The 19,546-nt window shown below is 39.9% G+C and carries 22 protein-coding genes; 8 read left to right on the top strand and 14 right to left on the bottom strand.

Annotated elements, in window-relative coordinates:
* The first annotated feature begins 195 nt into the window (after positions 1-195).
* A complete protein-coding gene (locus F3H00_RS10270) occupies positions 196-336 on the top strand; it encodes a hypothetical protein (RefSeq protein WP_187424091.1) in 141 nt (46 codons plus the stop codon).
* A gap of 62 nt (positions 337-398) precedes the next feature.
* Complete coding sequence (locus F3H00_RS01100; RefSeq protein ID WP_107811940.1) at positions 399-749, top strand: hypothetical protein; 351 nt, start codon at positions 399-401, stop codon at positions 747-749.
* 35 nt (positions 750-784) lie between these two features.
* Here the strand turns inward: F3H00_RS01100 and F3H00_RS01095 are convergent, their stop codons facing one another.
* From F3H00_RS01095 to F3H00_RS01080, 4 genes are all read right to left on the bottom strand, one after another.
* On the bottom strand, positions 785-2,554 hold the full coding sequence (locus F3H00_RS01095; protein WP_148799477.1) for an aryl-sulfate sulfotransferase: 1,770 nt from the start codon (positions 2,552-2,554) through the stop codon (positions 785-787).
* Positions 2,555-2,819: 265 nt separating this feature from the next.
* Positions 2,820-3,944 carry a cytochrome d ubiquinol oxidase subunit II gene (locus tag F3H00_RS01090; protein ID WP_148799479.1) on the bottom strand — a complete coding sequence of 375 codons (1,125 nt, stop codon included), beginning with the start codon at positions 3,942-3,944 and terminating at the stop codon, positions 2,820-2,822.
* Positions 3,937-5,472, bottom strand: coding sequence for a cytochrome ubiquinol oxidase subunit I (locus F3H00_RS01085; RefSeq protein ID WP_148799481.1), 1,536 nt, complete (start codon positions 5,470-5,472; stop codon positions 3,937-3,939). The genes F3H00_RS01090 and F3H00_RS01085 overlap by 8 nt, the downstream gene beginning before the upstream one ends.
* Before the next feature lies 1 nt (position 5,473).
* On the bottom strand, positions 5,474-5,689 hold the full coding sequence (locus F3H00_RS01080) for a DUF4492 domain-containing protein (RefSeq protein ID WP_072595258.1): 216 nt from the start codon (positions 5,687-5,689) through the stop codon (positions 5,474-5,476).
* A gap of 125 nt (positions 5,690-5,814) precedes the next feature.
* On the opposite strand from F3H00_RS01080, the gene pyrG reads away from it, so the two are divergent.
* The 6 genes from pyrG (at position 5,815) to F3H00_RS01055 (ending at position 13,020) form a co-directional block, all read left to right on the top strand.
* Positions 5,815-7,449: a CTP synthase gene (gene pyrG, locus F3H00_RS01075; RefSeq protein WP_087578046.1), complete on the top strand. Its 1,635-nt coding sequence runs from the start codon at positions 5,815-5,817 to the stop codon at positions 7,447-7,449.
* A gap of 106 nt (positions 7,450-7,555) precedes the next feature.
* Complete coding sequence (locus tag F3H00_RS01070; RefSeq protein ID WP_148799483.1) at positions 7,556-8,107, top strand: NAD(P)H-dependent oxidoreductase; 552 nt, start codon at positions 7,556-7,558, stop codon at positions 8,105-8,107.
* Positions 8,108-8,347: 240 nt separating this feature from the next.
* Complete coding sequence (locus F3H00_RS10680; protein WP_262367357.1) at positions 8,348-8,470, top strand: hypothetical protein; 123 nt, start codon at positions 8,348-8,350, stop codon at positions 8,468-8,470.
* Positions 8,460-10,034 (top strand): single-stranded-DNA-specific exonuclease RecJ, encoded by a 1,575-nt coding sequence (gene recJ / locus F3H00_RS01065; RefSeq protein WP_148799485.1) that lies wholly within the window; start codon positions 8,460-8,462, stop codon positions 10,032-10,034. The genes F3H00_RS10680 and recJ overlap by 11 nt, the downstream gene beginning before the upstream one ends.
* 226 nt (positions 10,035-10,260) lie before the next feature.
* Positions 10,261-12,213 (top strand): TonB-dependent receptor domain-containing protein, encoded by a 1,953-nt coding sequence (locus tag F3H00_RS01060; protein ID WP_187424092.1) that lies wholly within the window; start codon positions 10,261-10,263, stop codon positions 12,211-12,213.
* A gap of 222 nt (positions 12,214-12,435) precedes the next feature.
* Positions 12,436-13,020 carry a hypothetical protein gene (locus F3H00_RS01055; protein WP_072595254.1) on the top strand — a complete coding sequence of 195 codons (585 nt, stop codon included), beginning with the start codon at positions 12,436-12,438 and terminating at the stop codon, positions 13,018-13,020.
* Between the two features lie 36 nt (positions 13,021-13,056).
* Here the strand turns inward: F3H00_RS01055 and F3H00_RS01050 are convergent, their stop codons facing one another.
* The 10 genes from F3H00_RS01050 to F3H00_RS01005 all read right to left on the bottom strand — a co-directional run bounded on the left by F3H00_RS01050 (position 13,057) and on the right by F3H00_RS01005 (position 19,542).
* Positions 13,057-13,689, bottom strand: a complete 633-nt coding sequence (locus F3H00_RS01050; RefSeq protein WP_148799489.1) for a protein-L-isoaspartate(D-aspartate) O-methyltransferase — start codon at positions 13,687-13,689, stop codon at positions 13,057-13,059.
* A 60-nt stretch (positions 13,690-13,749) separates the two neighbouring features.
* A complete protein-coding gene (locus tag F3H00_RS01045; RefSeq protein ID WP_148799491.1) occupies positions 13,750-14,517 on the bottom strand; it encodes a carbon-nitrogen hydrolase family protein in 768 nt (255 codons plus the stop codon).
* On the bottom strand, positions 14,518-15,009 hold the full coding sequence (locus tag F3H00_RS01040; protein ID WP_148799493.1) for a hypothetical protein: 492 nt from the start codon (positions 15,007-15,009) through the stop codon (positions 14,518-14,520).
* Positions 14,999-16,021 (bottom strand): ribonucleotide-diphosphate reductase subunit beta, encoded by a 1,023-nt coding sequence (locus F3H00_RS01035; RefSeq protein WP_148799495.1) that lies wholly within the window; start codon positions 16,019-16,021, stop codon positions 14,999-15,001. The genes F3H00_RS01040 and F3H00_RS01035 overlap by 11 nt, the downstream gene beginning before the upstream one ends.
* 71 nt (positions 16,022-16,092) lie before the next feature.
* Positions 16,093-17,217, bottom strand: coding sequence for a PepSY-associated TM helix domain-containing protein (locus F3H00_RS01030; protein WP_148799497.1), 1,125 nt, complete (start codon positions 17,215-17,217; stop codon positions 16,093-16,095).
* A gap of 543 nt (positions 17,218-17,760) precedes the next feature.
* Positions 17,761-18,039, bottom strand: a complete 279-nt coding sequence (locus F3H00_RS01025; RefSeq protein WP_148799499.1) for a type II toxin-antitoxin system RelE/ParE family toxin — start codon at positions 18,037-18,039, stop codon at positions 17,761-17,763.
* Entirely contained in the window at positions 18,020-18,253 is a 234-nt protein-coding gene (locus F3H00_RS01020) for a hypothetical protein (protein WP_148799501.1), read from the bottom strand. Before F3H00_RS01020 ends, F3H00_RS01025 begins: the two co-directional genes overlap by 20 nt.
* A 251-nt stretch (positions 18,254-18,504) precedes the next feature.
* Positions 18,505-18,870 carry a hypothetical protein gene (locus F3H00_RS10455; RefSeq protein WP_223155215.1) on the bottom strand — a complete coding sequence of 122 codons (366 nt, stop codon included), beginning with the start codon at positions 18,868-18,870 and terminating at the stop codon, positions 18,505-18,507.
* Between the two features lie 100 nt (positions 18,871-18,970).
* Positions 18,971-19,309, bottom strand: coding sequence for a hypothetical protein (locus F3H00_RS01010; RefSeq protein ID WP_148799503.1), 339 nt, complete (start codon positions 19,307-19,309; stop codon positions 18,971-18,973).
* Positions 19,306-19,542 (bottom strand): hypothetical protein, encoded by a 237-nt coding sequence (locus F3H00_RS01005; protein ID WP_148799505.1) that lies wholly within the window; start codon positions 19,540-19,542, stop codon positions 19,306-19,308. Before F3H00_RS01005 ends, F3H00_RS01010 begins: the two co-directional genes overlap by 4 nt.
* Positions 19,543-19,546: the final 4 nt, after the last annotated feature.

The raw sequence follows: 19,546 nt of genomic DNA, 5'->3' as shown, positions 1-19,546 counted from the left end.
TATCCAAAAAGGATGAGCTAAATAGCTACGAAATTTCGGTAATTTTAATCAAAGCAGTATGCAAAATAATAACGTAAAAATATTATCAATGTGTTATAAATATTGATTTATAGGGCTTTATTGTACCTTGGTACAATTTACAAGACTTATGAAAATTTATACAATGCGATAAAATTTTTTAACAAGGATGAGAAAATGATCACAAAAACAGAGGGCATAAAAGTGATGCCAATGCAAACTAAAATTTTAAATTCTGGCACAAACTTTTATGAAAATAACTTCACAAATACAACTTTAATTTTTCCTTTTTACGCGAAGAAGCAAAACAACTTCTAATCTCCAAAACAAGAGCGATTAGCTTTTATTTTAAATTTAATTTATAGTTAAGAGAGTTTTATATGCAAAGTGAAAAAACAGAAATTTTACTTGATGAAGTGAATGAAACAATAGATTCGATATTTAGAACCTGTAATAAAAATGGTGGAACAAAGAAAGCTTTGGAAAATAGAAAGCTAAATAAAGAAATTTTGAAAGATAAATTTGTATCGATCTTTTTAAAATTTGACCAGATAGATGATGATAATTTTAAAAGCATAGTTCTTGCAAGTGATGAAACAAAAGAGCTAAGCGATATGGTAAAAGCTTTTGAAGCGGATAAAGATATAGACTTGCCAGAACTAGAGCGAGCGATAAATTTTAACCTTACTAGAATCAAAGAAGCAATCTATAAATTTCAAAACAACAACTAAAAGCTGGTGCGAGAAAAATCTCACACCAGATACTGCTAATAACTAAATACCTCCGGATCAATAACCATTGCTCTATAAGCAACATCATCTCTTGACGCAGAGTCTACATCCATCTCAAATTTGACCTCATTTGTCTTTGGATCGATCTCTACTAAAACCATTTTGATAGTCTTATCTGGCTTAAGCAAATTTACGTTTGAGCTTGAGATAAAGTAGGTGTTTTTATCCTTTTGCCACTCGACGTTGCTGGTGACTGCGCTGTAAAAGTCAAAGCCACGCTCCTTGCCAAACTGCCAAGTTTGCTCTACTGTGCCCTTTTTCTCATCTATCTTGTACTCAACCGCACGAGAGTATTTATCCTCTTTAAAGGCTGGCTGCTCCATGCCCCTTGCATCACCATTGTCAAATACGCTTAGGTGTTTTATGCTGCCTTTGTTGTCATATCTTGGTGTTAGCCATGCGGTGTGCTGAGTCCATGACCAGTCAAATTCGCCCTCGCATTTTGAGTTTTCGCATTTTATCTTATTGCCTTTGCTATCGACTGGAGTTAGCACTTTGGCTTTAAATTCTTCACTCCAGCCCTCAGGCGAAGCTAATATCCATTTTACTTTTTTATCGCGGCCGATTTTAACTATGCCTTGGTGGCGAAGTGAGAGGATAATGCTATCGTCGCTCTCATCATATGAGATAGAGTTTACGTGAGCCCAGTTTCTACCTGTACCAGTAGAGGTGATGTCGCCAAATGGTTGATCATCACTTATCTTTATCTCTTTTGCGTCCATATCGATGTTTAGGCAAACAGCTCTTGCATCAAGCGCTTTTATGAGGTTGCTGCGGTAGACGTTGTTGCCAAAAATTTCATTTAGATCCCACTCTTCGACCACCTTACCGGTGCTATCGACCTCGATGATGTGATCTCTTATGGTGTGAGAAATTTTGCCATCTTTGTGGTGGTAGTTGTATTTACCAACCCTAAGAAGTGCGTGATCATCCTTTAATGGCATAACTTCATGGCTTAGATCGATGTAGCCTCTTGGAAGCGGGCGATTATAAATTTCTTTTCCCATAAGGTCATATCTTAGATATCTTTGAGCCATGCCAAAGCTGATATCGCCGTTTTTTAGCTGATGAAAGCCCATCATCATGCCCCCATCCATCACTCTGCGCTCGCTGCGGTCGTAAAATTTCTGATAGTCAAGGTACCATCTAACCTCGCCTTTGGTATCTACGATGTAGTTTTCGGTAAAGTCGTTCCAACTAGCAGCTCCGCCATTTTTCCAATCAAGTGGTTTATAGACGCTTGTGATCGTGTTGTTTATGAGATAGAGCCTGTTTTTAAAGGCAGGATCGACCTTTTTGACGCGAGTCTTTTGCATGTGAGAAAATCTAAAATCACGGCTATATGTGACGATAGGCTGGGCGTAAATTTTATATGTTTCTACCTTTTTAGCTCCGTTAAATGTGTAGCTTACGACTACTTCATTTAGATAGTCAGGGTAAAGCCCCCAAATAGGCACACCATCATGCGTAAGCAAAGCATGCTCTGAGACGTTGTAGTCGATATCGATGCCACCATCTGGCTTGCCTTTTACTTTGACATGGATATCTTTGATATCTTTGCCAGCCCTATCTATAACCGCAGTTAGCGGCGATACGTCGTAAGGATTTATAAAGACTGACCCAAGCTCGCCTTGAACCTTCACGTGATGAGCCAGTACTCCAGCCTCTAGTGGCGTGATGCCTATACTAAGACCACTAACCAAAACAGCCGCAAGGGCAACAGAACCTAAGAAATTCTTGCTCATTTTCGCTCCTTTAATAAAATTTAATGATATCTTACTACCCAAATTTCACACGGAAATAACGCTTATATGAAAAGTGGCTTAAATAAATTTATAAAAGAGTCGTTTTAAAGAGTAAAAATAAAAAGAAGAATTTAGGAGCAAACGCCCCTAAATTTTAGTTATTTGCGTCAAATTTCTTAAGAGAAAAAAGAACAAATTTATAGCTAGCAAATAGTGTCACTGGCCAAAGTATCAAAAAAATTCCTGCTTCTAACATCTTTTATCCTTAGTATGCGTGATGATCATTTTTGATCTCGTCTTGCGTGATCTTCTTGCTATCTATCGCTCGCCAAACGACGATGATATAAGCAAGCACTACTGGCACTAGCAAACTAACATAGGCCATAACGCCAAGCGTATAGTGGCTTGAGCTTGCATTCTTGATAGTTAGCGAGCTAGAAAGGTCGCTAAATGACGGATAAAATGCTGTGCCATTTAGGCCTGTTATCAAAAATAATGCAGTCACAGCTAGTGTTACGCCAACGCCATAAGCAAAAATTCCACGGATGCTTTTTGTAAATGCCCCTTGGAAAATTCCAACAAGTACTAAAACAACGCCAACAAGAAGCAATATGCCAACGATAGGCATTTCGATCAAATTTATAGCGTATTTGTAAGGTACAAGGCTAACTACGCCATTTGCGTCGTATGCAAAGCCATCTTTTGTAAGCACCCAAGCAAGAAATCCTAGAAAAAATGGTAAGAATAGCACGGTGTTAATAAGCAGTTGCTTTCTAGCGTTTTGTATAAATTCGCCATCAGCGATGTTGTTCATAAGATATAAGCAGCCACCTATGCGAGATAAGAAAAACATCGCTATGCCAAGCAAATACAAGTAAGGATTTGCCAATGCTTCAAGACCGCGAAAAGGAGTTTTCCACTCAACAAAGTTGTGCTCATTTAGCACAAAGTCGCTTCCGCTAAAAAATGTACTAACAGCCATACCGATAAGGATAACGCCAAGTGAGCCATTTATGAAAAGGAAAATTTCATAAGTTCTAGCGCCTAAGAAGTTATCAGGCTTTTTGCGGTACTCGTAGCTTACAGCTTGGACGATAAAGCAAAATAAAATAGCCAGCCAAACCCAGTAAGCGCCACCAAAGCTAGTAGCGTAAAATAGCGGAAATGCCGCAAAGCACGCGCCTCCAAACATAACAAGCGTTGTAAATGTAAGCTCCCATTTCCTACCGATAGAATTTATGAGCATATCTTTTTTAAGCTCGTCCTTACCAAGGCTAAAGATGAGCGACTGACCGCCTTGAACAAACATCATAAAGACTAAAAGTCCGCCAAGAAGGCTAACTATAAACCACCAATAAATTTGTAAATTTTCTAAGCTTAAACTATGCATGGTCGTTAAATCCTATCTTTATTTGCTTAAGCATGATTTTGATCTCAGCAATTAGCAAGACCGTAAATAAAACAGCAAATAATATAAATGAAATTTTCACATTTGAGTCAGATAAATTTGTAGCTCCTACGCCAACGGTCATGAGATCTTGTATCACCCAAGGCTGACGGCCGACCTCTGCTACTATCCAGCCAGCTTCAGCTGCGATGTAGCCAAGCGGTATGGTAAAGAGGCAGATCCACAAAAATGCTCTTATGTTTTCAAATTTATATTTTCTTGAGAGATTTAGATAGAGCGTAATAGCAAAAAGAGCTATGAAGTAAGTGCCAAGTGCAACCATGATGTGGAAGCTATAAAATGTAAGCGCAACTGGCGGTACAGCTTCTTTTGCGTCTTTAAGATAGCCATATCCTAAGAAATTTAGGTTGCTTTCTAAATTTGAAAGTGAGCTTTTCATCAAGCTCTCGTCATTTGCTTTTTTAGCCTCTTTGTAGTTTTTAAGAGCTTCAATAGCTACTTTGCCCTTTGCCATCTTCTCTTCTACGCTTATTAGATTGTGCTCGCTATTGCCATAAAGTAGGTCATTTATACCTGGTGTAAATGAGTCTAGTTCTCTGTTTGCCATGATGCCAAGTGCATAAGGTACTTTTATCTCAAGTAAAAATTGATCAACGTCATCACCAAGCTTTTTAGCTGGGTTTAAAATACCAGCGGCAACTAAGCCAGCGTTTTTCTCGCCCTTATAAAGTCCCTCCATCGCAGCTAGCTTCATAGGCTGCTTTTGAGCTACAAAATATGCGCTCTCATCACCGCTAAGTAGCAAAAATGCCGATGTGATAAGGCCAAATGCGCTAGCAACCACGATACTTTTTTTAGCTAGCAAGATGTGGCGTTTTTTGATTAAAAACCAAGCAGAAATTCCTATCACAAAGATAGCTGAGATGGTGTAGCCGCTAGTTACTGTGTGCAAAAATTTGCTAATTCCAAGAGGATTTAGCGCAACTTCAAAGAAATTCTCCATCTCCATTCTAGCGGTATCTGGGTTAAATTTCATGCCGATAGGATATTGCATCCAGCCATTTGCGATTAAGATCCAAAGCGCGCTTAAATTTGAACCGATCGCGACAAGCCAAGTTGAAAGCAGGTGAAATTTCTTGCTGACTTTATCCCAGCCAAAAAACATAATGGCAAAAAATGTACTCTCCATGAAAAATGCGAGCAAGCCCTCGATCGCAAGAGGAGCACCGAAGATATCGCCGACAAACCAGCTGTAATTCGCCCAGTTTGTACCAAACTCAAACTCCATGATGATGCCAGTAGCAACGCCGATAGCGAAATTTATACCAAAGAGCTTTAGCCAAAATTTCGTTATCTCAAGCCAGACTTTATCGCCGGTTTTAACATATATCGTCTCCATAATGGCGATGATAAAACTTAGCCCCAAAGTAAGTGGGACAAACAAAAAGTGGTAAATGGCAGTCAGCGCAAACTGAGCCCTAGACCAGTCAACAAAATCCATCTCAGACATTTTATTCCTTTATTAAATTACGAATTACAAATTCGCTTTTTTCTTCGTCGGTTTGAAATTTGGTATTAAGAGTCTCGTCAAAGATAAAGACCTTTAAAATTCCAAACATAATGATAAGCTTTATTATTATGAGAAGCCATAATTTCTTGCCTATTTTCATGTTTTTAAAGCCCTCTATATATAAAGAGGCAATGATGTTTAAGTAGTTTTTTATCATAGTTTTTGAAGTCTATAACAAAAAGACTTAAAGAATAATTTTTAAAATTTATACGATTAATGCCTTACTAAATATTTAAGGGGTATAATCCGCAATTAAAAAATAAATAAATTTAAGGAAATTTAATGGCAAAAGAGACGAAGTACATTTTTATCACAGGTGGAGTTTTAAGCTCACTTGGAAAAGGCATCGCAGCTGCGTCTATCGCGACTCTTTTAAAAAATTCCGGACTAAAAGTAAGTGTTTTAAAAGCTGATCCATATATCAACGTAGATCCTGGCACGATGAGCCCGCTTGAGCACGGAGAAGTCTTTGTCACAGACGATGGCGCTGAAACAGATCTAGACCTTGGTCACTACGAGAGATTTTTAGATGAGAGCCTAAGTCAGGATAATAACTTCACAACAGGTAGAGTTTATAGCTCGGTTATCGAAAAAGAGCGCCGTGGTGACTATCTTGGAAAGACTATACAAGTGATCCCTCACATCGTTGGCGAGATCGTTGATCGTATCAAAAAAGCAGGCGAGGGCAAAGATGTACTCATCGTTGAGATCGGCGGAACCGTTGGCGATATCGAGGGCTTGCCATTTTTAGAGGCGATAAGAGCGCTAAGAGTAGAAGTTGGTAAAAAAAGAGCGCTAAATATCCACCTAACGCTTGTGCCATTTATCAAAGTAGCTGGCGAGCTAAAAACAAAGCCAACCCAGCATAGCGTAGGCGAGCTAAGACGTATAGGTATAACGCCAGATATCATCATCTGCAGATCTGAAATGCCACTAAACCGCGAGCTAAAAGATAAGATCGCAGCAAGCTGTGGTGTGGAGAAAAACTGCGTTATAGAGAGCTTAGATAGCGCAAGTATCTATCAAATTCCACTTTCATTTTTAAAGCAAGACATACTAACTCCAATCGCTGAAAATTTAGGCTTTAATGAGCTAAAACCAGACATGGCAAAGTGGGATAGCCTAGTAAAAAGAATAATCGCTCCAACAAATGAAACTACAATAGCATTTGTAGGTAAATACATCGATCTAAAAGAGAGCTACAAGAGCCTAACTGAGGGCATTATCCATGCTGGAGCAAATTTGGATGCTAGGGTAAATTTACGCTGGATAGATAGCGAAAAGATAGAAGAGAACAATGTAAATGAGCTTTTAAAAGACGTTGATGGCATCTTGGTCGCTGGCGGCTTTGGCGAAAGGGGCGTTTTAGGCAAAATGCAGGCTATAAAATTTGCTCGTGAAAATAAGATCCCTTATCTTGGAATTTGCCTTGGTATGCAGCTAGCACTCATTGAGTTTGCAAGGGATGTTTTAGGCTTAGAAGATGCAAATTCTATGGAATTTGACAAAGAGTGCAAAAATCCTATCATCTATCTAATCGATAGCTTTATCGACGCTCACGGCAAAAAACAGATAAGAACGCACACAAGCCCACTTGGCGGCACGATGAGGCTTGGAGCATATAACTGCGACATCAAACCAAAGACGCTTCTAGCTGAAATTTATGGCAATGCAAAGAGTGTAAAAGAGCGTCACCGCCACCGCTACGAGGCAAATCCAAAATATAAAGAAATTTTTGAGAAAAATGGTCTTTTGGTAAGCGGTGAGAGCGATGGACTGATAGAGGCTATCGAGCTAAAAGGCCATCCGTGGTTTGTGGGCGTGCAGTGTCATCCTGAGTTTACTAGCCGTCTAACTAAACCAAATCCTGTGATATTAGGCTTTATAAAGGCAAGTTTAGAAAACGTCAAATCTTAAATTTAGAGCCATTTGGCTCTAAAAATTCTTTTAAAATTTTGCTGTTTTTATTAAATTATTTATCAAATAAATCCCCACTTCTTTCTATAAATTTCTAAGGAGAAAAATGAAAACTCTAATCATCTTAGCCCACCCTGATATCCAAAACTCGGTCATAAACAAACGCCTGCTACAAGAGGCTCTCAAAGAGCCGCAGCGCTTTAGCGTTCATGATTTGACGCGGGTTTACGGGGGCGGTGACATCGACGCCGCGCGCGAGCAAGAGCTCATCAGGGCCCACGACGCCCTCGTTTTGCAGTTTCCGCTTCATAACTTCTCCTGCCCTCCGATTTTAAAATCGTGGATCGATGCAGTGATGACGCACGGCTTTGCCTATGGACGCGGCTCGGACGGCATAGCGGGCCGCAAGGTTGCGCTAGCCGTGACTGCAGGCATCAAAAAGAGCGACTACCGCCCGCAAGGACGCTATCATTTTAGCTTGCGCGAGGTTCTTACGCCGTTTGAGCTTGCGTTTAAATACTATTTTCACGCCGATTACCGCGATTTTTTCGCATTTTACGGCGCCGAGGAGACTCCGGGCGTGGACTACATATCAAACGACAGCGAAATAGAACGCGGCGCTATAGAATACGCGGAGTTTTTGAGAAATTTGGAATAAATTTTTATAAAAATGGTTTAAACTTTATGGCATAAAGCATTTAAAAATTTATAAATTTAATTGTATAAATTTTTGCTAATACTTACTATTTTTGGCGCGTTAAATTTGTAAAGACTATCAATTTAGCAAAGCTTTTAAGCTTGCTATTAGCCCTAAAATCCTACTTTCATTTAAAATTATAAGAAATTAAATTTCAAAAAGATATAATCCAAGCATTCAAAATAAAGACGAAAGATTGCGATGAAAAAGAAGTATTTTTATAGCCAAATTTTTGGCGATATAGGTGTAAATTTAAGTGAACAAGTGGCATTAAATAAAGTTGGCAAGTTCTTTAAAAATTCTTGCCAAAACCATGCTAAATAAAGAGGATATAAGGAATTTACTAGCGCATAGATTTTGTAACGACATACATAAAAAAATTAGTGAAATTCCGACACCAAGTGCCTTAAAGGATATATACAAAGGCGCTAATCGCATAAAAGAAGCGATCGAGAAAAACGAGCGCATAGCCATTGTGGGCGATTATGATGTTGATGGTGTTGTTTCGAGCGTAATTTTGGCTGAGTTTTTTGATGATCTTGGCGTGAAAGACTACCTAGTAAAAATTCCAAATAGATTTAAAGACGGATATGGGCTAAATCCTGAGATAATAGACGAACTCTCAGCTGATGTAAGCTTGATTATCACCGTTGATAACGGCATCTCTGCAAACGATGCGGCCATTATCTGTAAAGAAAAAGGCATCGATCTTATCATTACTGATCATCACATGCCACCAGCCATTCTCCCAGAAGCTTATGCGATCATCAATCCAAAACAAGAAGACTGCAACTTCCCAAATATCGAAATTTGTGGTGCTGAGGTTGCTTGGTATTTGGTTGGAGCGTTAAAGGATGTTTTTGGGCTAAATTACGATATGAGCAAATTTCTAGAGCTTTTAGCTATCGCGATAATCGCTGATATGATGGAGCTAAGAGATATGAATAGAATGCTTGTTCGCCTTGGTATTTGTAAGTTAAATGCGTCTAAGCGTTCCGCATTTCATGCTATAAAAGAGTTTTATGGTAAGGAAAAATTTGAGTGCGATGATATTAGCTTTCTTATAGCTCCGCTTATAAATTCAGCCGGACGCATGGACGATGCGATGAATTCATTTAACTTCTTGCGCGCAAAGAGCATCGAAGAGGCTTACAACTACCTTGATACGATCATTGAATTTAACAACTCCAGAAAAGAGGAGGAGCGCCAACTCTTTGAGTGCTCGCTAAAGGACGTAAAAGAGGACGATGAAGTCATCATCACTTGGGGCGAGCAGTGGCACGAGGGTGTGATAGGCATCGTAGCTAGCCGCCTAGCAAAGCACTTTGCAAAGCCAGCTATTGTCTTTAGCATCGATAAAGGCCGTGCAAAAGGTAGTGCTAGAGGTATTGGTAAGCTTGATATCTTATCTCTTATAGCAAGCCACGAAAATTTACTAACAAGCTACGGCGGTCACAAAGGAGCGGCTGGACTTACACTTGTGCCTGAAAATTTGGTGAAATTTAAAGAAGCGATAAATAAAAGCTGCTCATGTCTAAATATGCAAGAGTGCAAAAGTTCGGACGAGCTACTTGGCGATATAATGCCAAGCGAGATAGACTTTGAGCTGCTTGAAATTTTAGAATTTTATGAGCCATACGGACAGAAAAATCCTCGCCCAGTCTTTAAGATAAAAAATGCTCTTGTTAAAAACGAAAGACTTATAGGTAGAGATCAAAATCACCTAAAGCTCATCTTGCAAAAGGATAATAAAACACTTGAGGCTCTATTTTTTAACTTTACAAGACATGCTAGAGTTGGCGAGATGATAGATATTATCTTTTGTATATCAAAAAATTCATTCCGCGGACTTGTTACTCCACAGCTACTCATAAAAGAGATTTTATAAATTTTTTTATCTCGGTTTTATAATGCTAAAATTTTAATGAAACCGAGATTGCTTCGGTTTTAATTTACCAAAATCGTTTCTTTATATATTTAATGCAGTCCAACTAAAATAATACTATTTGAGTCAAATTTCTGTATTGTAAAATTAATGTTATATAAATATTAATTTCATAGGATTAAACATAAAAATTTCTTACGTTTTAGCATTTGCTTTAGTACCAAATTTAATGCTTGGTGCTGAAGAAACGATAGACTTGGCTCCGGTTACCGTTTCCGCAAAGATACAAAAGTCCGTTCTTGACGAACCGACAAAGGCTCAAATAGTAGGCAAAGGCGCGATATTAGAAAACGGCGACATCGCTAAATCGCTTTTAAATTTGAGCGGCTTTACTATGGAGCGCAAGGGCGGAGGCGGCAGCGAGGTTTATTACCGCTCGCAGACGGCGGCTAGACTGCCGGTGCTAATCGACGGTAGCACGCTAAACGGCGGTTGCGGTATGCGCATGGATACGCCAATCACTTACATCTCGGCTCAAAACTACAGCTCGGTTCGCATCGTAAAAGGCCCGCAAGACGTCAGATACGGCGCGCTCATTAGTGGCGGTATATTTTTCGATAGAGAGATAGCAAGGCTATCAAAACCGAGCTTCGGAGGAAACGTAAGCGTGCTGGGCGGCAGTTTTAGAAGATTTGAAACTGCTGCAGACGTAGCGGCGGGCAACGAGCTGGGCAGCTTAGAAATTTCCGGCGGACACTACCAGAGCGGCGATTATAAAAGCGGCGACGGACAGAAAATGCATACGCACTATAAACGCAACAGCGTTTCGCTCGTGGGTACGCTAACGCCCACGGAAACTACTGCATTGCAGCTAAGCGCGGACCTGGGTAATGGAGAAGCGGCGTATGCCGACAGGATGAGGGACGGCGTGCAGTTTGACCGCAAGTCTTTCGGACTAAAATTTGAACAAGACGTCGGTGAGCACAGGATTAGACTAAGCTCGTACTATCATCAAATCGATCACATAATGGACAACTTCACCATGCGTCCGGTGGTACCGGGCACGGGGCGCGGCAAGGGATATAGCATCAGTCACCCGATACGCGATATGTACGGCTTTAAGCTAGAAGGCGAGTTAAATTTCGATAATCTAACCAGCTTCATCGGCGCCGGTTATTCGCAAGACTCCTTTAAGTGGCGAGGCGCCGGAACGGGCGGAGCCGGCGTATCTAAAGCCGAAATGGACGCCGCCCTATCAAAGCCGCATGTAAAACAGCGCAAGGTAACGTATAAAACTATATACACTCAAAATGAATACGTCCTTGAAAACGACTACGGACTTTTCGGCGGTCTTAGGCTAGACGTCGGCGAAAGAAAGCAGCTACTAACGCATAAAAGTAGGAGCGAAAATTTATTCTCCGGCTTTTTTAGATACGAAAAATATCTGCAAAATTTAACGCTTTATGCGGGACTAGGTCATGCGCAGAGGTTACCGGATCACTGGGAAACGAATAAAGACGACAATCTCAAGCTAAATAAAGAAAGAAACACTCAGCTTGACTTCGGTACCGTGCTAAAAGACAAAAACTACGAGCTAAACGCGAATTTCTTCGTCTCGAAGATGGATGATTACATAATGATAAAATATAGTCCTATGGGCATGTCATCAAACGTATTTAATACCGATGCCTTACTATACGGCGGCGAAATCGAGGGCGATACGCTACTGGCTGATATATTTAGACTGGGTGCCGGCGTATCCTACGTCTACGGCAAGGTGACTAAAAACGCGGGCGGCCTAAAAGACGGCGACGCGCTGCCTAAGGTTTCTCCCCTAACGTTTAAACTAAGCGCCGGCCTAGAAAAGCCAGACTGGTTCGTCAAAGCCGACTTCTACGCTAACGCGTCGCAAAACCGCGCGCAAAAAGGCTACGGCGATGTGGGCGGCATGGACCTGGGCAAGAGCGATAGCTTTTGGACGCTGGGGCTAAGCGCGGGCTATAAATACAAAAATTATCAATTCTTGCTAGCGGCGGAAAACCTAAACGACGCCAAATACGCCTATCATAATTCAAAAGGCGGCTACGGTGGTGGTATCGCAGGATACGAGACTATCCCAAACGGTACGAGGCTTTATGAGCCGGGCAGAAGCTTTTGGGCGAAATTTAAAGTGCATTTTTAGGGCGTAACTTAATAAATTTGGCATGGCTACGGGCTTAGGATTTGCCCTAAAGCTGTGCCAAATTTAAGTATTTTTACTCTTATATTCTTAACAATACTCACGCTTACTACATTTACCATTAGCAATAAATTGGCACTTGGTATAAAATTTCTTATTAAATTTAAATTTTATATAGATTAAAAGCTTAGATGTAAAATCTCAGAAATTTTTTAAAGGAGAGGTATGAAAAATTTACTTGTAAAATCAAGCTTGATTCTAGCTTTGGTAAGCTCAGCTGCACTAGCTCAAGGTGCATTTGTTGGTGGTGAGGGTGATTATTCGTTTAACTCAAAAATCAAAACAAAAAACATAGCAAGTAGTGAGAAAAATAACTTCAAAAAAGGTCACTATGGTCTTGGCTTTTATGGTGGTTATGATTTTGACAGCTATAGAGCGTATGGCGGTTATTATTATGACTTTAAAGCCAGGAAAAATGCTGGCGAATCAGACGCGAAATGGAGTAAACATAAATTTCTAGGCGGTGTTGATTATACACCAAGTATCACTGAAAATTTTAAAGCTGTTCTTGGTGGATATACAGGTCTTGGCTACTTGAGCGTTAGAGAGAGATTTAATAACGAAACAAGTAAGAAAAATTTCAAAGGCTTGCTAGTTGGCGCAAAAGCGGGAGGTATCTACTCATTTGACGAACATAATGCGATCGAGTTTGGCTTAAAAGCTGATAAGACTTTTTATAAGAAAAATAGCGGAGCTCAGTTAAGAGATACAACTATAGGGATTTATACAGGCTATACTTATAAATTCTAACATTTAGGCAAGGCTTAGGCTTTGCCTAATTTTGGGCTACTCTCTACCTTCAAGAAGTGGCACAAAAAGGCACTCATCTAAGTACTCTTTTTCTAAATTTCCATCTTTATCTTTTTTAAATTTAGCAATAAATTGCTTGCCATCTTTTTTCATTGGAGCTACTAAAATTCCACCATTTTTAAGCTGCTTAAATAAATTTGGCGAGATCTCATCAGCAGCTGCCGAGAGCAAGATACGATCAAATGGTGCGTAGCTTCGCCAGCCATTGTTGCCGTCATCATATCTTACGTGTACGTTTTTGATCTTTAGCGTCTCGAAGCGTTTTTTGGCCTCCATGGCTAGTTTCTCTATACGCTCGACGCTAAAAATTCTATGCGCGAGCTTGCTTAGTATCGCTGCTTGATAGCCACTACCGCAGCCTATTTCTAGGATGTTGTCCATATTTTCGCACTCTAGTGCCATTGTCATCTTTGCCACGGTTAGCGGCGAGCTGATCCACTGGTTGCCAAGGATTGGCTGCGCGTCAAGCTTATAAGCATGGGCGGTGATGGGTACAAAAATTTCACGCTCAGTTGTTGATATCGCGTCAAATAAAAGTGGGCTTAGCGTGATCTCGTCGGCTATGTCGCTAGCTAAATTTTGGCATTTTATCGCTTCTAATTGGGTCAAAATTTCTTTCCTAAACAAATTTTAAATCGTTATTATACGATTTAAAGCTTATCTTAAAATTTATAAAAGCCCTAAATTTTTCTTTATCTGTGTGATCAAATTTGCGTCAAAAACCGCGCTTTGCTCTAGCGTGCCATCTGGCAAAAAGATCCCAGCACGTTCTAGATCAAGTGAGCTTGAGATCATGACGTAGCAGTTGTTTGCAATGGCAAGCGCCTTACAAAGGCTAAGGTAGGCATCCTCTCTGGCCTTACCCCACATGGCTGGTACCATGATGATGTCGCATCCTTTTAGCTTCGCCCAGAGCCTGCTATCACGCAGCTCAAAGCATATCAGCACGCCAAGTTTTAGCCCTTTAAAATTAAAAGCATTTATCTCGCTTACCTCGCCAGCAGCAAAGATCTCGTGCTCCAAATTTGGCCTAAAGAGCTCAGCCTTAAATTGTGAATGAAAGACGTTATTTGAGTTAAGAAGCAAAAATTCATTATAAATTTTTGCCTGGTGTGGGGCTAAATTTGAAATTTGAGCGAGCCCTGCGCTTTTATTTAGGCTGGTAAGGTGCGTAAAACCAAGAAATTTATCTGGGCTAAGTGCCTCTTGCAAGCGCTCAAGTAGCATCGCATCAAAGCTACCTATCATGCCACCAAGCATCGCTTTGTTCGCCCCAGCAAAAAAACCGTCAAAGTCATATCCGCTGATGCAAAGCTCACTTGCAAGCAGAAGCGAGTTTTCAGGCGCTACTTCAACTAAATTTGCAAGCTCATCTAGCCGCTCGGTAGCACTTTTTGCCTTTAAAGTTAGGCTTATTAGGTTTAAAATTTCGCTCATTTATTTTCCAAATACAAATATAGTTTGCTTTGGCGCATGGCAATTTTCCGGAATTCTAAAATCCATATCCGTCCCGCCAATTTCAGGCGTTGGCTTTAGCAAAACTGTTATGGCCGTAGTCTTGTTATCACGCTCTGAAAGCGGGTCGTTAAAGACCCAGACTTCATACGAAAACGAGGTTTTATCGTCAAAATATACCACTCTAGTCTCTTTTAGGTCGGCGGATTTAAAGTTACATACCCTATTTATCTGCTTTAAAACATCGACAAAAAGAGCCGACCCAATAGGCGCAAGGCTTGGCTGGATATCGCCAGCTGGCATGCTTTGGTAGATGATGGCATATTTGGTTTCGTCTGTTTTGACAAGTATGTAAGGGTTAAAACTATTTAATAGATCCTTATTTGTTATGTCAATCGCCCTCTGGCTGCTACTGCTCGCACACCCCACAAAAAGCACGCAGGCAAGGGCTAAGATGCCTTTTTTAAAAGTCATCAAAGCTGATACTTCCCTTGCTGTAGTTTGTCACCTTTGCTTCAAAGAAATTTGACTTTTGATCGTTAAATTTCGCAAAGTCATCGACCCATTTGATAGGGTGAGCTACGTTGTATTTGCGTTTTAGGCCGATCGCAACTAGGCGCTGGTCGATGAGATAGTGGATATACTGCTCGATGATATCGTCTGTAAAGCCCATTATCTGATTTTGAGTGATGTATTTGCCCCATTTTATCTCTAAATTTCCAGCTTTTTCAAACATATCATAAATTTTCGCCTCAGTCTCAGGCGTAAAGAGGTCAGGTCTCTCTTTGCGGACTGAATTTATCATGTTTTGAAACAAAAGCAGGTGCGTGATCTCGTCGCGTTGGATAAAGCGGATCATCTGGGCTGAGCCTAGCATCTTGCCAGCACGCGCTAGAGCGTAGATCGCTGTAAAGCCGCTGTAAAAGTAGATGCCCTCTAAAATTTGGTTTGCAACCATCGCAAGAAGTAGCTTCTCATCAGTCACTTCACCTGCAAGCTCTTGGTATACGCTTGAGATGTAGTCATTTTTCTCACGCAATACATCGTCGTGCTTCTCCATCTCGTAGATGAGGTCGGTGTTGTCACAGATCGCCTCGACCATGACAGCGTAGGACTTGCTGTGGTTTGCCTCTTCGTAGGCTTGGCGACTTAGCACAGCGTTGATCTCTGGTGCGGTGATGTAAGGGTTGATGTTGTCAGCTAGGTTGTTTGTCTGGAAGCTATCCATCGAGATGAGCTGGCTCCAGACGAGGTCGTACATGCGCTTTTCGGCCTCCGTGAGGTTGTAGGCGTAGTCACGCACGTCGTCTGTGGTGTCGACCTCTTTTGGAAACCAGGTGTTTGCCTCCATGAGGTCCCAAAGCTTTAACGCCCATTCGTATTTTGCCTTGGTGAAATTTAAAATACCGTGTGGGTTGCCGTTAAAGACTCTTCTGTCGGTCAAATTTTCATTTGAACTTGGGTTGTAAATGCGTTTTCTGTTCATAAATTTCTCTCTTGTTTGTGGTAAAAATTTCTTAAAATATTACCCAAAGCAAGGTAAAAATTTACTTTTATTTAGAGTGCCTTGGTCCTTTTTATGGTCATTAAAAATCCAGTTATGATCAGTAAAACTGCGATCACGCATGATACTGCAAATACGATCTGACCGATCTCGCCAAACATCTCACCGGTGTGTAGACTAAGTACTTTGCGACCAGCCTTTTTTGCCTCTGGGATGCTCTCAGACTTGCTAACAAGCTTGTTTTCTTTAATCTTGCCAGCGCTAGCGTCAAGCTTTAGCTTGCCCACTTGACTCTCGCTTGTTTCGTAGTTTATAGTGTAGGTGCTTTGGTTATTTTCAGGCACGTTTATCGTGAGCGATTTTAGCTCTAGTGTGACGTTATCTTTAAAAATTTGCTCCGCAGTCTCGATCTCTTTAAATTTCTCGTCGCTTATTGGGAGTAAATTTGATTGTGGTAGACTTTTTTTCATTGGAGCTGTTTTTAGATCAAAAAATATACTATTTACGCTGCTTCTGACCCAGCCATAAGACCAGTAAAGTCCAGTTAGTGACATCACTACAAGCAAGATCGCCACGTAGGTGCCAAGGCTCGTGTGGAGGTTGTAAAAGCAGGCGTAGCCCTTTGCTTTTGGCTTGATTTTTAGCGAACTTAGGAAATTTCGCTTGATCGCCGGAGCATAGAGGATGAGGCCGCTGATGGCAAGCAGAGCCATGATGATGGAGCTAATCGCAACTATTTGCTTGCCGATGTTGGCTGGGACTTTGCTATCAAGCAGGGCAAAGCCTAAATTTCTATGAAGGCTTAGGATCACCACGCGAGCTTTTTCACCCCAGTCCTCGCTAATAACTTCGCCACTTCTTGGATCTATGAAGAAATTTAATTGTTTTTTATCCTTTGTAATGCTTATACGATAAGCTTCATTTGCTCCACCTATTTGTAAGCTTTCAAGCGTATCAAATTGAATCTCACTTTTTGCTTTAGCTAGGAGTTCATTTAAGCTTAAATTTGTTTTTTCGCTAGGAACTAGGTTGATAAAATTTTTATTTATTGCACTTTTGATCTCTTCTCTATAAGACGCAAATGGTGCTGAAAGAGTCATGAATATTAGCGGAATAGCCGCAATTAGTCCAATTATTAGGTGGATGTTGAAGATGATTTTTCCTCGTTTTAAAAACATTTTTTTCCTTTGAATTTTAATAGCGAATATTATTTTATTTTTTGTTAAAGCAAGATAAAAATTTATAAAATTATTTTTTAGTTATTAACTTTTACTAATGTTGATAAGGGTCTTGATATCAATTATTCATTAAATTTTTACATATTGGCATCTTTTTTTGTAAAAAGTTATTTTTGCAAAAGGTATAAATAATGATAGATGTATTTAGATTTATGGTGGAGTTAAGCGGAAAATGATTTTAGCTTTAAAGCTCGTTTTTATCGACTTTTTACAAGAAAAAAATTAATATTTTTTACACTTATTTATACACTCTAGCTTTTTAAGCTTCAAGTGTTTGATTTGTTGGTTATGAAAAGTTTAGTTTTCAATACAAAACTATCATAAGCGCCTAAAATAGGTGGTTTCAAAGTTGTAAAGTTAAATGATTTAAGTTTCGGACGCTTAAAGTGGTCGTTTTGGCTTAAGGATTAGTAATTTTTTATCCCTTTTTGCTCGAAAACTTAATTAAGGTTATTTTGTGAAACATTACCGCCTTATTACGTTTCACACTTCCCACTCGTTAGCCTTGTAAATGCCTAGCACATAAATAACCTCATCATCTATCAAGTAAGGTATTACATAACCTTTAAATATTAAATCTCTAGCATTATTCTTTTTTACTTTTTGGCTAAGTCTATGAGCTGTTGGTGTATCTTTTAAATCCAAGCACTTATTAAAAACATCATCGACAAAGCTGTTGGCTCTATTTACGCTATCCTTTGCAATAAACTCTTTTATTGTGTTAAGCTCGTCAAAAAAGCGGTTATGAAATTTTACGTGCATATTCGCCGTCTTTTATCTGCTCTATCATCTTGCGTGCTCGAGCCTCGTCTATTAGCCCTTTGCCTTGTTTGGCTTCATCGGCTCGTGCGTTTAGCTCGTCTGCATAGCCGTCATCAATAATTAGCTTTTGATTAGTCGTATTAGCTAGAGCCTTACTTATTGCTACTATTTGGCTTATTAGTGCTTCGTCTGCTCGTATGGTTAATGTCTGCATTTGTAACCCTTTCTTTTGATTATTTTAGCTTGTATTGTTAAAAGGTGGCTTACGTTCTATTTTGGTATTCACTTTTATTCACTAATTGCAATCTTTATACGCTTATTACGTGTTTGCCAGTATTCGCATAGTATTCACTTTTTAGGCGTTCGTTTTTTGCGCTCAAAAATGCGCTCAATTTTTCCGCCTAGCTTGGGGCTACTTCGATAAAATCGGGTTTTATTCGTCCGCCCTGTGCTCATTTTTCGCCGTTATTTTGCTGTTTTATGCTTGCTCCATTTCGCATTTTTGCAAAATCCATTTTGCATCGCATTTTTTACATATCGTTTTACGCTCGCCTTTGCTCTATCTGGCTTCATTCTATTTTGCATAATCCACGTGTAAGCCTCTAGTGGCAAAGCGTAAATTTTGGCTAGCTCTTTATCGTATTTACTCACTTTCATAACTCGTAAATTGTTAATAATAGTTTCATCCGTGTAAGGGCTATTAAAGACCCTTAGGATTAAAAAGGCTATTTCGGTTAAATAATAATCATCTGCTCGCTTCTCCCAGTCTGGGTAAAACTTATCAAGGATTTTAAAAAAGGTATCTAACGTATTAAGCTCTTTTGGTAGCATTGATTTAGCCTTTTGATTTTTTCAGTATTTTATGCAAAAGGCTGTTTGCCCTCTCGTGAAGTGATGAGGTTAGGGGCTAGCCTCGCCCCCTTAGATTATATTAGCTTGCTTGCATATCGTTTTGCAAGCTCGCACCTTTTAAGGGCTTGTGCCATTTAAAAATCCCTTTGGCTTCTAAGGGATTATTTTTGTTAAAGTCCTCTTTGCTTTTATCACCAGGGCTTAGGCGGTCAAGCTGTCTTTTCAAGTGCTTTACTTGTGCTTCTGCGTGCCTGAGTTCGTTAATGTAATAATCTACGAATAGCCACGCCTTAGCACCTGCTTGATAAATGGCTTCATCTCTGCTAACGTCCTGGCTTTGCTCTAGTGTGCTTATTAGCTCATCAAAGCTACGAGCCTTTTCAAGCTCGTATAACTTTACGTATCTCTTGGCCATCATTTTCTTTGCTCCTTAGTCGCTTTTGTGTCTTTTAGTGCATAATCATCAAGCGTTGAGGCAATATCGAGCAAAATGCCACTTAGCAAATAAGTAGCGTTTAGCCTCTCATTGTCGTCTATGCTCTCGTGTTTATTTGCTAGTGCTAGCATTAACGTTGATACTTGGTTTAATACGCAAGTTATTTCAACGCCTAACTCAAAATTCTTGTTGATTTCGTTAAAAACTAACTTCATTTTT

It is taken from the genome of Campylobacter concisus (genome assembly GCF_902460845.1).
Lineage (GTDB): Bacteria > Campylobacterota > Campylobacteria > Campylobacterales > Campylobacteraceae > Campylobacter_A > Campylobacter_A concisus_X.
This window is presented reverse-complemented; position numbering and strand designations above follow the sequence as displayed.

Coding starts and splice junctions, on each gene's coding strand:
- F3H00_RS01025 (WP_148799499.1), bottom strand. CDS start 18,039: ATGCACGTAAAATTTCATAACCGCTTTTTTGACGAGCTTAACACAATA.
- F3H00_RS01055 (WP_072595254.1), top strand. CDS start 12,436: ATGAAAAATTTACTTGTAAAATCAAGCTTGATTCTAGCTTTGGTAAGC.
- F3H00_RS01070 (WP_148799483.1), top strand. CDS start 7,556: ATGAAAACTCTAATCATCTTAGCCCACCCTGATATCCAAAACTCGGTC.
- F3H00_RS01090 (WP_148799479.1), bottom strand. CDS start 3,944: ATGCATAGTTTAAGCTTAGAAAATTTACAAATTTATTGGTGGTTTATA.
- F3H00_RS01100 (WP_107811940.1), top strand. CDS start 399: ATGCAAAGTGAAAAAACAGAAATTTTACTTGATGAAGTGAATGAAACA.
- pyrG (WP_087578046.1), top strand. CDS start 5,815: ATGGCAAAAGAGACGAAGTACATTTTTATCACAGGTGGAGTTTTAAGC.
- F3H00_RS01035 (WP_148799495.1), bottom strand. CDS start 16,021: ATGAACAGAAAACGCATTTACAACCCAAGTTCAAATGAAAATTTGACC.
- recJ (WP_148799485.1), top strand. CDS start 8,460: ATGCTAAATAAAGAGGATATAAGGAATTTACTAGCGCATAGATTTTGT.
- F3H00_RS01085 (WP_148799481.1), bottom strand. CDS start 5,472: ATGTCTGAGATGGATTTTGTTGACTGGTCTAGGGCTCAGTTTGCGCTG.
- F3H00_RS01060 (WP_187424092.1), top strand. CDS start 10,261: ATGCTTGGTGCTGAAGAAACGATAGACTTGGCTCCGGTTACCGTTTCC.
- F3H00_RS01080 (WP_072595258.1), bottom strand. CDS start 5,689: ATGATAAAAAACTACTTAAACATCATTGCCTCTTTATATATAGAGGGC.
- F3H00_RS01005 (WP_148799505.1), bottom strand. CDS start 19,542: ATGAAGTTAGTTTTTAACGAAATCAACAAGAATTTTGAGTTAGGCGTT.
- F3H00_RS01095 (WP_148799477.1), bottom strand. CDS start 2,554: ATGAGCAAGAATTTCTTAGGTTCTGTTGCCCTTGCGGCTGTTTTGGTT.
- F3H00_RS10270 (WP_187424091.1), top strand. CDS start 196: ATGATCACAAAAACAGAGGGCATAAAAGTGATGCCAATGCAAACTAAA.
- F3H00_RS01030 (WP_148799497.1), bottom strand. CDS start 17,217: ATGTTTTTAAAACGAGGAAAAATCATCTTCAACATCCACCTAATAATT.
- F3H00_RS10680 (WP_262367357.1), top strand. CDS start 8,348: ATGAAAAAGAAGTATTTTTATAGCCAAATTTTTGGCGATATAGGTGTA.
- F3H00_RS01045 (WP_148799491.1), bottom strand. CDS start 14,517: ATGAGCGAAATTTTAAACCTAATAAGCCTAACTTTAAAGGCAAAAAGT.
- F3H00_RS01020 (WP_148799501.1), bottom strand. CDS start 18,253: ATGCAGACATTAACCATACGAGCAGACGAAGCACTAATAAGCCAAATA.
- F3H00_RS10455 (WP_223155215.1), bottom strand. CDS start 18,870: ATGCTACCAAAAGAGCTTAATACGTTAGATACCTTTTTTAAAATCCTT.
- F3H00_RS01040 (WP_148799493.1), bottom strand. CDS start 15,009: ATGACTTTTAAAAAAGGCATCTTAGCCCTTGCCTGCGTGCTTTTTGTG.
- F3H00_RS01010 (WP_148799503.1), bottom strand. CDS start 19,309: ATGATGGCCAAGAGATACGTAAAGTTATACGAGCTTGAAAAGGCTCGT.